The organism is Candidatus Bathyarchaeota archaeon, from assembly GCA_018396705.1.
Classification (GTDB): Archaea; Thermoproteota; Bathyarchaeia; order Bathyarchaeales; family Bathycorpusculaceae; genus DRVP01.
This window is the reverse complement of the sequence record JAGTQZ010000001.1, coordinates 79,835-92,016: the sequence shown is the minus strand read 5'-3', so window position 1 is coordinate 92,016 and position 12,182 is coordinate 79,835. Positions and strand designations below refer to the sequence as shown.

General features: G+C 49.7%; 19 protein-coding genes. 17 read left to right on the top strand and 2 right to left on the bottom strand.

Going from position 1 to position 12,182, the window contains the following annotated elements; translation table 11 throughout:
- Positions 1-76: 76 nt before the first annotated feature.
- The 11 genes from KEJ24_00525 (at position 77) to KEJ24_00475 (ending at position 7,016) form a co-directional block, all read left to right on the top strand.
- Entirely contained in the window at positions 77-430 is a 354-nt protein-coding gene (locus KEJ24_00525) for a hypothetical protein (protein MBS7646314.1), read from the top strand.
- A gap of 4 nt (positions 431-434) precedes the next feature.
- Complete coding sequence (locus KEJ24_00520; protein MBS7646313.1) at positions 435-1,823, top strand: hypothetical protein; 1,389 nt, start codon at positions 435-437, stop codon at positions 1,821-1,823.
- A complete protein-coding gene (locus KEJ24_00515) occupies positions 1,823-2,266 on the top strand; it encodes a hypothetical protein (GenBank protein MBS7646312.1) in 444 nt (147 codons plus the stop codon). The genes KEJ24_00520 and KEJ24_00515 overlap by 1 nt, the downstream gene beginning before the upstream one ends.
- Before the next feature lie 6 nt (positions 2,267-2,272).
- The gene (locus tag KEJ24_00510; protein MBS7646311.1) at positions 2,273-3,142 is read left to right on the top strand and encodes a hypothetical protein; all 870 of its coding nucleotides are present in this window, start codon (positions 2,273-2,275) and stop codon (positions 3,140-3,142) included.
- Positions 3,142-3,612, top strand: coding sequence for a hypothetical protein (locus KEJ24_00505; protein MBS7646310.1), 471 nt, complete (start codon positions 3,142-3,144; stop codon positions 3,610-3,612). The genes KEJ24_00510 and KEJ24_00505 overlap by 1 nt, the downstream gene beginning before the upstream one ends.
- A gap of 6 nt (positions 3,613-3,618) precedes the next feature.
- Positions 3,619-4,038, top strand: coding sequence for an HK97 gp10 family phage protein (locus tag KEJ24_00500; protein MBS7646309.1), 420 nt, complete (start codon positions 3,619-3,621; stop codon positions 4,036-4,038).
- Positions 4,035-4,580, top strand: coding sequence for a hypothetical protein (locus KEJ24_00495; GenBank protein ID MBS7646308.1), 546 nt, complete (start codon positions 4,035-4,037; stop codon positions 4,578-4,580). The genes KEJ24_00500 and KEJ24_00495 overlap by 4 nt, the downstream gene beginning before the upstream one ends.
- Entirely contained in the window at positions 4,577-6,187 is a 1,611-nt protein-coding gene (locus KEJ24_00490; protein MBS7646307.1) for a hypothetical protein, read from the top strand. The genes KEJ24_00495 and KEJ24_00490 overlap by 4 nt, the downstream gene beginning before the upstream one ends.
- 19 nt (positions 6,188-6,206) lie before the next feature.
- Positions 6,207-6,410, top strand: coding sequence for a hypothetical protein (locus KEJ24_00485; GenBank protein ID MBS7646306.1), 204 nt, complete (start codon positions 6,207-6,209; stop codon positions 6,408-6,410).
- A 118-nt stretch (positions 6,411-6,528) separates the two neighbouring features.
- Positions 6,529-6,747 (top strand): ribbon-helix-helix protein, CopG family, encoded by a 219-nt coding sequence (locus KEJ24_00480; protein MBS7646305.1) that lies wholly within the window; start codon positions 6,529-6,531, stop codon positions 6,745-6,747.
- On the top strand, positions 6,747-7,016 hold the full coding sequence (locus KEJ24_00475; protein ID MBS7646304.1) for a type II toxin-antitoxin system RelE/ParE family toxin: 270 nt from the start codon (positions 6,747-6,749) through the stop codon (positions 7,014-7,016). Before KEJ24_00480 ends, KEJ24_00475 begins: the two co-directional genes overlap by 1 nt.
- Positions 7,017-7,109: 93 nt before the next feature.
- Here KEJ24_00475 and KEJ24_00470 read toward each other — a convergent pair whose 3' ends face one another.
- Entirely contained in the window at positions 7,110-7,541 is a 432-nt protein-coding gene (locus KEJ24_00470; protein MBS7646303.1) for a PIN domain-containing protein, read from the bottom strand.
- The gene (locus KEJ24_00465; GenBank protein MBS7646302.1) at positions 7,507-7,734 is read right to left on the bottom strand and encodes a VapB-type antitoxin; all 228 of its coding nucleotides are present in this window, start codon (positions 7,732-7,734) and stop codon (positions 7,507-7,509) included. The genes KEJ24_00470 and KEJ24_00465 overlap by 35 nt, the downstream gene beginning before the upstream one ends.
- 360 nt (positions 7,735-8,094) lie before the next feature.
- Between KEJ24_00465 and KEJ24_00460 the strand changes: the two genes are divergently transcribed.
- The 6 genes from KEJ24_00460 (at position 8,095) to KEJ24_00435 (ending at position 12,176) form a co-directional block, all read left to right on the top strand.
- Positions 8,095-8,481 (top strand): hypothetical protein, encoded by a 387-nt coding sequence (locus KEJ24_00460; GenBank protein ID MBS7646301.1) that lies wholly within the window; start codon positions 8,095-8,097, stop codon positions 8,479-8,481.
- Positions 8,474-8,704, top strand: coding sequence for a hypothetical protein (locus KEJ24_00455; GenBank protein MBS7646300.1), 231 nt, complete (start codon positions 8,474-8,476; stop codon positions 8,702-8,704). Before KEJ24_00460 ends, KEJ24_00455 begins: the two co-directional genes overlap by 8 nt.
- A 14-nt stretch (positions 8,705-8,718) precedes the next feature.
- The gene (locus tag KEJ24_00450) at positions 8,719-9,117 is read left to right on the top strand and encodes a hypothetical protein (GenBank protein MBS7646299.1); all 399 of its coding nucleotides are present in this window, start codon (positions 8,719-8,721) and stop codon (positions 9,115-9,117) included.
- Positions 9,065-10,423 carry a terminase family protein gene (locus KEJ24_00445; GenBank protein MBS7646298.1) on the top strand — a complete coding sequence of 453 codons (1,359 nt, stop codon included), beginning with the start codon at positions 9,065-9,067 and terminating at the stop codon, positions 10,421-10,423. The genes KEJ24_00450 and KEJ24_00445 overlap by 53 nt, the downstream gene beginning before the upstream one ends.
- Positions 10,420-11,883, top strand: a complete 1,464-nt coding sequence (locus KEJ24_00440) for an ATP-binding cassette domain-containing protein (GenBank protein MBS7646297.1) — start codon at positions 10,420-10,422, stop codon at positions 11,881-11,883. Before KEJ24_00445 ends, KEJ24_00440 begins: the two co-directional genes overlap by 4 nt.
- A gap of 80 nt (positions 11,884-11,963) precedes the next feature.
- Positions 11,964-12,176, top strand: coding sequence for a hypothetical protein (locus KEJ24_00435; GenBank protein ID MBS7646296.1), 213 nt, complete (start codon positions 11,964-11,966; stop codon positions 12,174-12,176).
- Positions 12,177-12,182 lie beyond the last annotated feature (6 nt).

Sequence of the window (12,182 nt, the reverse complement as noted above, 5' to 3'; positions counted from 1 at the left end):
TAAAAAATTTTCTGTTTAAACGTGAAAATTGCTTAAATTTTGCTTTTATCTCTTGTAATGGTTGGAGGATTGGCTGTTGGCAAGTGTTTCCATCGAGGACGTGCGGGACGTCTTAAACATTGGCGAAGCGGACATTCCGGATGAAAAAATTGCCAAAATGATTAAGCGGGCTGAGGTTGCCCTTGAACTTGAGCTTGGCAAGGAAATAGACTATGTGAACTGCACAGACGCTGAAAAGGAAGCTATGACGGTTTTAGCCGCCATATACGCTATCTGCTATCTAACAGGCGGTTCAGCCGTCGGCTTAAGCTTCAGCCTAGGCGACAAAAATGTAAGTGTGCTGGGCAACGCTCCACCCTTAACCGTTTTGCAGTCTGAACTTGAACGCATCCTCTCCCATCTAAAACAGCCTTACGTGGGGAGGGCTTAACACCATGGGAAAATTGCCAGAGGCTTATTTCCAGTTCGTCATGGATTACGCGCCATACGTTTATGTGGTTCCGCCGGGCACGCCTGACCAAACATGGGGTAGGGCGGCTTTTGCCGCTGCTTTCGCCATAGACTTCCTCTATGAGGCTTATGGAGCGGAGCAGTTCAGTAGCCGCAAAGACATAATTTACGACAAGATTGCGAATCTCGCCGACTGGATTTTGACTCAGCAGTACACAGACAACGCGAAAAAGGCTTATGGTGGGTTCAAGTCCACAGAAAACAGCAACCATTACTATGCGATGGACGCTTGTCGCGTTATTCCATCCCTCTTGAAGGCTTACAAGCTGACCGGCGACGGCGACTATTTGGAGGCTGCGAAGCTGGCGGGAGGCACCTTTCTAAAAACCATGCAGGACCAGCAGCCCCATGGCGGTTTTGCAAGAGCCGTTGATGAAGGCGATAACTGGCTTCTGGAGTTGGATGTAGAATGCCTGTATGGGCTTATAGGCTTGAAAATGCTGGCTGAAAAATACGACGTGGCAAACGCTGAACTATACCGGGACATGATGGAGCGAGCGGTTGGCTTTCTCCGAGAAGGCTTTGAAGGCTTGTGGCTTTGGTATAGCCCAGCCGACGGCAAGTGGCATCGGGTTGGATTGAGGGAAAACCATATTTACGATGATTGTTTGGCTTACGCGCTTTTGGGCTTATATGAATATGAGGGCTGGAGCAGCACATGCCAAAAGGTCTACGGTTTCATCAACTCGATTGGGGCTTCGGCGCAGTTTCCCGCCTACAACCAGGCGGTCTGCTGGGCTGGCTACTTGGACGTGGTTTCACGTAGCCCAGCCTGCGACTATTATGATGCAGTTACAGCCGGAATCCTGTGGAGGGTTAGGCAGAACCATGACAAGCCAAGCCTAGCCTTCAGCAAAAGAGTCATCGAAAAACATTGGGATGCCTTCATGTATTGGGGTGTCCGCCACGCCGACTACACGCCGGTGGAAGACAGGTGGGCGATGGCGACGGTCTGCTGGCTTGCGAGGCTCCTCCTAAACTATCGAGAGCCGCTGACGCGGTTCATGCAGGTTTTGAGGGCTATAGGCGAAACCCTCACGCTTTATCCGGCTATAGCTGCGGGCGAAACAGTTGCTTATGGCGAAGGCTTAGACATTCAAGCCGTCGTCAATCCAGCCCGCGTTGACGAGGTTCTGCTCGAACCCGGCTACGTTCTGAACGATTACATTGCCGTTTACTCCTTCGCCCCAATCAGGCGCCACGACAAGGTTAGATGGAGAGGCGTTGACTACGAGGTTTTGACGGTTCAACCCTTCAGTTGGAAGGGTGAAGCAGCCTACTATAAGGCGGTTTGTAGGAGGATGCTTGGCTGATGAGTGTAAACGCAGACCTCGTTGAAGCCATCATCGAGCTTTTGCGGGCGAACATGCATGTTGTCAGAGAGGATGGAAGCTTAGCCAACATCCAAGTCAGCCGCGAGTGGCTGAGCCAAGAGGCTTTGCCAAGCGGTGTGGATGGACAGGTAACCGTCGGTTTAGCTGAGTGCACAAGCACAAAGGTTGAGTTAAGCGGTAGGCTTCGCAGACAAGTCTACACAATCCGCGTTAACGTGTGGAGTCACGAAAACGGCACACGCAACAAAATGGTGGAGGAGGTTAATCGCATTGTTGGACAGAACCGCAACGCTCCGGCTGAAGGCATCGCCTACTTGGATGTAGCTGGCTTCCGCAACCTTGACCGCATTGACGTTAAACCCTTCATTTACAGGACTGAGCTTGTCCTAAAATCATGGTCCTTCGTGGATATGGGGGTGTAAATGGAAATGCCTGAAACCTATGGATCCCACGAGTGCCGCGTGTATTTTGTGCAGGAAACAGCCTACGGTCAGATGCCAGCCAACCCAACCATGATTGGCGTTAACGCCGAAAACGTGGACGCCGCCATAAACCCAAGCCTCGTGAAGGTGCGGGGCGTCGGAAGCAGAGACCCCACCGCCATAAAAAGGGGACTGCGAAAGCCCATATTGAGATTAAGCCATATCCTACCAAGCGACGCGCCGATAGGCTTCATTCAGCATGTGCAAACCCTAAACAGCCTAAGCGTTCAAGTGCTGTGGTTTAAAGGCTTATTCAGCTCCGCCACAAACATCATCAGCCTCCTATACAGGGGCATGCGCATCGACAAGCTCACCGTGGAATGCGGCATAGACGAACTCGTTAAAGCGGACGTGGAGCTTGTGGGACAAGACGTGGAGGTTGGCACGGGCAAGATAGCTGGTGCCACCTACGCCGACTATGCAGGAGCAGTTGCCTACACAGAAAGCTTTGTCCAGCGGGGCAACGCCGACGGATCAGAATTGACAGATTTAACCCGCATAACCGACTGGAAATTCACCATCGAAAACAATCTGAAGCCCGTGCCTGTTATCCGCAGTGCAAACGCCTACTTGGCGAAGTATCTGCCAGCCCGCCACCGCGAGTTGGGCGGCGAATTAACCTTTGAGTTCGAGGACAAAAGCGAATTCGAGGATGTGATAAACGACGCGGAGTTCAGCCTAAAATTTGGCTTAGGCGGCTCTCACTACGCCCTCTTCAAGTACTGCAAGTGGGAAAATGTGCAAACGCCAGTGCGCATCGAAGACCTTGTCAGCCTAAAAGCCCGTTTTGCGGCGCGAGACGTGGTGATAGCCTAATGCATACCGAAACCGTCATCATAGGCGAGGAATACGGCGAAGAGTATGCCGGCAAATACGTTTTCCAAGAATTGACATGGGCGAAGAGAAGCCGCATAATCCAAAAACACACAAAATACCATCCGCTAACTGGGCAGGTAGTGGCAGCCGACTACGTGGCTATTCAAGCAGAAACCATAATAGCCAGCCTAAAGGAGCAGCCGCCACACAAGCCCATAACCCTTGAAAAACTGTTGAGCGAGGACCCTGCTAACGGCGTGCCAATAGCCCTTGGCGAACTGTTCAGCCAAATCGTGAACCGCCTAAACAATCTCAGCCATGAAGAAACAGCTTTTTTATACGGGCAATCCGACGGCAAAAGCCATGCGCAGCCCTCACAGAGTTCCGCCTCTGTAAAGAGTTCGGATGGACGCCAAAACAGCTTGCCCAACAACCAGCCAAAACAATACAGCAATTCATCGCCATCCTAAACGAGCTTGACCGAATGGCTGAAGAGGAAAAAGCCAAAATGGAGCGGCAAACCCATGGCGGCTGAAATAACCATAACAATGGAGGGCGCAGAAAACCTTCAACAGGCATTGCGGCGCCTCGACGACGCCATGCAACACAACATTCAGGAAAATCTGGAAAGATGGGCTGTGGAAGTCCACGAGTACGCCAAAATCCTAGCCCCGGCTAGAACTGGGAGACTGCGGAGTAGCATATACTCGAAAGCAAGCGGCTGGACTGTTGAGGTGGGCGCCTCAGCCGAATACGCCGCCTACGTCGAGTTCGGCACTCGCTATATGCAGGCTAAACCCTTCCTCCGCCCAGCCATAGAAGAACATCTGCCAGTCCTTGAAACATTGATTCTCGAGGCTTTTGACAAAGCCCATATGAAGGCTGGACTGCCATGAGCTTCCGCGAAATAGCCATAACAGTGCGAGCCATAAACCGCGCCAGCAGCGAATTCGCCAGAATTCAGTCGGACGCTGAGGCGCTGGCAACACGTATCCGAAACCTTGGCTCCACCATTGCAGGGTTAGGCGCCACCGGGACAGCCATAGCCCATATAGCCCATCAGTTCGGCCTTTTAAACTCTGAGCAGACCCGCGTGTTAAGCAGTGCCATGCAGGTTATAACCGCCATGGGCATGTTTATGCGAACAAGCCTCGGCGCTGCCATAGCCCAGAAAGTGTATGCGGCAGCCTGCTGGATAGCCACAGCCGCCCAAAACGCCCTAAACATAAGCTATGCAACCTTCCTAGCATTGACAGGCGTGGGCATAGCCGCCATTATAGCGGCTGCAGCCGCCATAAGCTATTTTGCCAGCCGAATGAACGCCGCCACAGCAAGCCTCCGCGAATACAACGAGGCGGCTGCCGAAACCTCAGCCCGTACAAGGGGCATCATACGGGCAGGTGAGGAGGAGCTTTACAGGCGGGGTGTTGAACGTTGAGTTTTGAGCCGCCACCACCAGTTGTAGCTGTAGCCTTCGGCGGCTATGGTGTCCCTCAAAGCGACGTTGTCGAATGCCGTGTGCACCTGGGCTGCACGAAAGAGGTTAGCAGCTTCACGCTTACCCTGCAGAACTGGGGTGGCAAGTATGGTCCAAGCGGCTCTATTCCGCTGAGCGTGGGCATGGACGGGGTAATAGGCATTGGCAGGGGCAACCGCTGCCCCCAAATAATAACATGCCGCATTGAAGGCCTCCGATACGAGTCAAAGCCCACGGAGCATTATGTGCACTTGAGCGGCAGATGCTGGGGCGAGCGGCTCTTCCGCCGAGTCTTCACAGGCGTCTTCGAAAACATGAAGGGCGAGGAGATCGTCAAACATCTATTGGACTATTATGTGGGGCTAAGCCATAATCGCGGCGGAACAGAGCTTGTGGAGGCCACGGACACCACTTATACGAGGCTGGAGTATGAGAACACACCTGTCTGGGACGTAATCCGGTATATTGCGGACTCCGCCGACAAAAACGGCGTCATAGGCTTTGATTTCCGCGTGGCTCCAGACGGCGAATTCGAGTTTTTCCCACGCAACAGCAAAACCTCGCCGGTCAACCTAATCGACGCCATCGAGGAGTATGAGTATTGCAGGGATATCCACAGCGTCCGCAACAAAATCACCGTTTACGGAACCAGCGTGAAGAAGCTGCCAGAAGACGCCAATGACGATGGTTATACGGAAAGCACTGCTGGCTGGATTTCAAATGGAAACTTAACCCTAAACAGTGGACACGTGGCTGAGGATGGCCAGAAAAAGTATTCGGATAGCTGGAGCGTGGAGGCGAATATTGCCAATGCGGCAGTGCTTTGGATGCAGCGTAGCTTTCCATCCATGCGGTTCGGCGGGGCAGACGGCTTTAAGGCTGTTTCTTGGTGGATGAACCTCTACTATGCGCCAGCCTATTATAGCGGTTTTAGGGTGCGCCTTCAAACCGACACAAACAACTATTTTGAGGCGGACTTAACGAGCCTTGTTTCCAGCGGTTCTGGTTGGAGGAAGTATACGCTTGACCCGACTAAGCCCACTTGGACGAGGGTGGGTAATCCAAGCTGGAACAGCATAAACGGCATAAGGTTCATAGTCAGCCACACACAGGCTGTTCAAGCCATCCAAATGCTGATTGACCATCTAGTTTTCTCGGGTGCACGCTACTCGGCGGTGCAGGAGGACACAGCCAGCCAAAGCCTTCATGGCTTGCGGGAGCTTGTGGAGGTGGATGAGGAGCTTTACAGCGACAATGAATGCTTGTTGAGGGCTAAGGCTCTCCTAGACCACTATAGGAATCCAGCTGAATCCCTAATCGTGAAAAGCACAGTCATAGATTATGGGGATACGCCGATCCTCGCCGGGGACCGCGTTTACGTGGAACTGCCCGACATTGGCGTCAGCGGCTACTTCCGCGTTGAAAGCGTGGAATATCATGTGGATGCCGGAGCCCAGACGCTGTGGTTGACGCTTAAGCTTGGACGGGAGGCGCGGCTTCTGGCGGACTACCTATACGCGTTGAAGGCTAAAACTGAGCATTTGAGCCGCCGCAAGGCTCCAGCATAAAAGCCTGATGGAGGATGGCATGTTGGCTAGGGGCTGTTGTAGGCGCACTGTTGTTGAGGTTCGGGAGGATTTACACCGGGAGATTCGGAAGTTGGCTTTGCTTAACGATTTACGGATTTATGTTTTGGCAAACGCCATAATAGAGGATTATCTTCGAGACGAGCAGCGGGTTAAGGCGCTCATTAAGCGCTTAAGGGTTGAGGCTGGAAGCACAATCTGCTAACATGCAACAGACTAGGCTGTTTTGGGCATCCCAGTGTTTGGCGGTCTGCTGGGTGCTGATTGGAGTTGGGCCGAAATGCTTAAGTGTTTTGTAAACGTTTTTGTTTACGTAAAGGGTTATGACTCAAGTTCAGCTTAGATTGCCGGAGAAAGTTGTTGAGGAGATTGACCGTTGGGTTGCTGAGGGTCGCTTCAAGAGTAGAAGCGATGCTATTAAGGCTATGATAGAGTTTTATCAAGAGCGAGAGAATACCCGCGAGTTTTTTAGGATGCTTGTTAGGCGTAGCGAAGAAGCCCGGCGGCATCCTGAAAAGCTTATTCCACTAGAGGACTTATAGTGGGTTTTAGGGTTTTTCTGCATCCTAAAGCGGTTAAAGAGCTCTCCAGACTGGATGAGGCTGTTAGAAACCGCGTTGTCGAGGCGCTTAAAAGGTTGGAGGTTAATCCGGAGAAGGCTGGGAAACGCCTAAAACCTTCGGCTTTCTGGAGTTTACGCGTAGGCGATTACAGAGCCATATATGAAATAGACAAAAACAACAGTAAAGTAATCGTCTTGTTTGTTGGGTATAGAAGCAAAGTCTACGAAGACCTAACAAAAATGCTTTAGACATTTTTATCTTAGCCTGGCAAGAGGCGCTTCACTTCTTCTCGGGTTGCGTGTTTCGCTCCTGAACCCGCCAAGTCTATGGTGGATTTTGGCTTAAGTTTCGCCTATCCAAATGGTTTGGTTTAAGTCCTTAAAGTGTTGGTCCCCTGTTATGAGTTTCGCGTTTAGGGTTTTCGCTGTCGCCAGTATTATGGCGTCGAAGAGGCTGGGAGCCGTTAAGCCTTCTTTTTTGGCTTTTTCTGTTAGCTGCATATAGCATTTGGCGGATTCTATGGCTGTTTGCGTGTTTATTGGGGTTATTTCTGTGGTCTCTTCTATGGTTTTTAGGCGTTGTTGGATGAGGGTTTCTTTTGCACCTTCGCGCATGTATTTTCGGGCTATTTCTGCCAAAACAATGTCTGGAGTGTAAGCCTCTTCAGCTTCTTGAATGGCTTCTAGGGCTTTTTCGCCTTGGCTGCTGCCTATGAAAATTTCAATCCAAGCGTAAGAGTCAACAACCACCGCCGCTGCTGCCGCCATTTTCACCGCGATCTTCCTCCATGAAAGGCTTAATTTTGCCCTTGTCAATGCCAAAGACTTCACTTAGGCGTTGTCTGCGTTGCTGGGCGATGAAAACTCTAATGGTTTCGTCTAGGGTTTGGACTCCAAGCTTTCGGCGCAGCTTTTCAAGCATTTTAAGTGTGGATTTCGAAACCCTAATGGTGGTCGTCTCAACCATATTGTTTCACGTATACAAGTATACAATATACAAGCATATAAGCATACCGCAAAATTTGAAACACTCTGAACAAATTGTGCTTCATCGAAGTTTTGCCGCGACGTTTGATAATTACGTCTCCATAGGTCTTCATTAGGAACAATTAACCCCTTAATTATGAAAGAAACTTGCCAATTCTTTTTATTCAAGTGGTTCACCAAGCGTAGTGAGATTGCGGTGCTTATTTTGTTTTGCTTCATTTGCCATCAATAATTAGAACGAAACTTGATTTGAGGAGAATCAACAGGCAAATTTATGAATTTCTAAATTTCGTTTTTCTTTATATTCGGTTTGCTTTTCGTTTCTGTTTGATGATGGTGTATGAGGGATGTTGTTAGGTGGGTTAAGGAGTTAAGCTTCGGTGATTTGGTTCGTGTTGAGTGGTTTGACGCTAGCATCGGCAAGAGTCTCAGCGGCGGCTTGAATGGCATTGATGTTCCGGTGGTTAGTTGGGGCGTGTTTTTGGGTGTTTTGGGCGCTAAGAACCGGCATGTTATCTTGGCGCAGAACTGTTTTCGTTATGCTGATGGCTTCTATGACATTGATTATACGGCTGTGCCTTTGGCTTGGGCGTGTAATGCCACCGTAGTCGCTAAGGCGCATGTGCCGCCTGAAGAGGCTAAACAGCTCTTGAACAGCTTCTTGGTTGGTGGAAAACGCGCCTCAGCCGAGGGCAAAAAGCAGCAGAAGGCTGTTAGCCATGGATGACTGGATTAAACGGGCTTTGACGAGGCGTGTGCGGAACCGCGAAATCCCACCAGACTCGCGTCTAGTCTACGGCGTAAAATTCGCCATTGCCATGACCATGTGCCTATCAGCGCTTGAAGTCGCCCATTTAGCTTTTCTTGGCAAGTGGAACAGCGAAATCTTCGCCGCCATAACGGGCTTAACGGGCACCGTAAGCGGCATCCTCATAGCGCAAAAAACCTAGAGGGGGTATCAATTTTGCAATCCGCCGCCAACAACAAAATTGACCGTTCCAAGGCTTCCCGCACATCCATGGTGAAGCGCCGCATAGCCCAGCTCAAAGAAGAGTTGAAAGCAGACACCCAGAAAATCCGATTAAAAACCATAGAACAGCTTCAGGAAATCTTCAACATGGCATCCGCCCTTGCAAAGGGCGAAGTGAAATACCAAACAGAAGATGGCAAACCCCAAAAACTAACCCTAAGCCAAAGGCAAAAATGGGCACGCGTCGCCGCCTACATAGCCCAAATAATAAACAGCGTCTCCAACACCTTCGACGAACGCCAAATAGACGAAGACTTGGCTAAACTAGAGGAGCTCATAAATGAAGCCGCGGCAAAAACAAAAACTCAAAAGGCTGGAACAAGCGCTAACTGAAGCCACAGCGCCGCCCATCCCCGCCGACCCAATAGAATTCTGCACAAACGTGTTGGGCTTCCAGCCAACCCAGTACCAAGCAGACCTAATCCGCAAGTTCCAAACAAGTCAGTTTACGGCTGCCAGATGGTGCCGCCAAAGCGGAAAAACCCAAACCGTATCCGCCCTACTACTGCACTATGCGCTAACAAATCCAAACACGCAAATAGGCATCGTTGGACCAAGCTGGCGCCAAACAAAACACGTCATACGCCGAATAAACACGCTCCTAAAAAGGCTGCCGCCATCCTTATACGAGAAACCCCAGCAAACAGCCATACGCCTAAAAAACGGAAGCATAATAGAGGCTTTTCCGAATAATCCTGAAACCATCCGCGGACCCACACTCCATGTGGTCTACGCCGACGAGTTCAACTTCATCCCAAACGACAAAGACCTGTATGATGCGATACTGTTCACGCTTAGCGCAACAAACGGCAAATTCATATGCACAAGCACGCCATGGCACACAGACAGCATTTTCTGGCGAATATGGCATGACCCAGCCTACAGCGACTACGCCAAAAGCCACGTCACCCATCAACAAGCCACAGAACCAAACGGACCACTAAAACGCGAAATCCTCCAAAAAATAAGGCGGCAACTGGAAAACGACCAATGGCGATGGCAACGCGAAATGCAAGCCGAATGGGCAGAAGACCAAAACACATGGCTAACCCAACAGCTAATAGTAGCCTGCATAGACCCCACCCTAGAATACACAAGCTTCAACACGCCAATGCAAGGCGAACTCTACGCAGGACTAGACCTAGGCAAACACCAAGACCACACCGCACTGGCAGTGCTAAAAGCGGAGGAAAACACGCTAAAGCTTGTGCACATGCACCGGTTCCCGCTTAAAACACCATACGCCACAGTAATAGGCTACGTCAAAACGCTTTGCGGGAGATGGCAAACCATCCACAAAATCCTCGTGGACATGACAGGAGTAGGCGAATACACCCTAGAAGACATGCAAAACACCGGCATAAAAGCGGCTGAAGGCATAAAATTCACAATGGAAACCAAAGAACAACTCGCCAATAACCTAAAACAGTTGATGACGGAAAAACGCCTCAAAATCCCCTACGATCCAGAACTCATAGCGGAACTAAACACGGAACGCTACCAACTAACAAAAGAAGGCAGAATACGCCTAACTCACCCAGAAGGCACAAAAGACGACTGCTTCTGGAGCCTAGCATTAGCCGCATACGCAGCAAAAACCAAACCACAAACGCCAAACCTCTGGATAGTGCCAAAATGAAACACCCAAGCGAACTCTTCAAAATCCAAGCCGTAAAACGCCGATACGACCAAAAAACCGGCAAATACATCATAAACATAGCCTACACGACAGCCCCACCAAAACCAACAGAACGCGTCCTAGCAGTGGCAGAAGCCTTCGGACTAGGCATAGACCAACAACAAAAATTCACAGTCTACGACAACATGGAACTGAAAATCGAGAAAGGCGACATAGTCTACATTACAGGCGAAAGCGGAAGCGGAAAAAGCACCCTTCTAAAAGCCCTAGAAAAGGACCTCCGCAGACACACAAGCCAAACGTGCATAAACATAAAAGCCATCAAACCCCCACCAAACAAACCTATAATAGAAACCGTCGGCAAAAACCTTCAAGAAGCCATCGAACTCCTAAGCCTTGTAGGCTTAAACGACGCCTTTCTGTTTCTGCGCCCATACCGCCAACTAAGCGACGGACAAAAATATCGCTACAAAATCGCCAAACTCATAGAAAGCCAAGCCCAAGTCTGGATACTAGACGAGTTCGCATCAACCCTAGACCGGGACACAGCCAAAATAGTCGCCTACAACCTCCAAAAACTAGCCAGAAAAACCGGCAAAACCGTCCTAGCCGCCACAACCCACACAGACCTCTTTGAAGACTTAAACCCATCAGTGCACATTCACAAACGCTACGGCAAAGAAATAACAGTCCAATATTACCCAAACACGCCAACCTTGGAATGCAGTCTCACCCGTGAAATGCGTATAGAAGAGGGCACAACCGTCGACTACAAGGCTTTAAGCATTTTCCACTACCGCTCAGCCCACCTACCCCCACCAAGAAAAATCTTCACCCTAAAACGCGGAAAAGAAACATGCGGAGTAATCGTCTACAGCTATCCACCGCCAACAATGTTTGGAAGAAACCGCGTCTGGAAAGGCACTCTAAAACAACTCCAAAGGGAAGTAAGCACCATAACCCGCGTAATAATCCACCCGAAATACCGAAGCATAGGACTCGGCACAAAAATCGTCAAGGAAACACTGCCCTTAGCCGGAACACCCTACGTGGAGACATTAGCCGTCATGGCAAAATACAACCCCTTCTTCGAAAGAGCTGGAATGCAGAAAATCGCCGAGACAAAACCCAACAAACACCTACAAGAAGCCGTAGAAAAGCTAAACGCGCTAGGCTTCAAACTAATCATGCTTCAAAGCCAAAAAAACAACATCGAAAAAATCATGAAAATCGGAAAAGAAAAAGTCATAGAAATCCTCGCAGAACTCTCAGAAAAAGGCGGCATCTCAAGAAAAAGGATAATAGCCATAAGCAAAGCCTACCCAAATCACGAGGAGTTCCAAGAAAAACTTAAAAAACTCGACGCCAAAGAATTGGCAGCCGCATTGAAACGGTTAGCCTTCCTCGCACAGACAAAAGTCTATCTTTTCTGGAAGCGAAATCCAAACGCTAAACCATAGCACAAATCTTTACCGAGAATCCACAAAACCTTTCTGAAGCGGCACAATAAGCTTAATCAAAACATGTCGGTGCACCTTAATTGAAGATTGAATCAGTCATAATAATCGCGGTAGCCATATGCTCCTTCCTATCTTTCTATTTTTCATTCTTATCCTTCACAGCAACCGAAGACCTATTAAAGAAACAATTTGTTTCACTAGCTGTCTACTCCCTCTTATCGGGAGCCATCATCTTTGGTTGCCTAATAATCTATATAACAATGAAAAAAATTTTTGCAAAGACAGCCTATTAGCTCAAG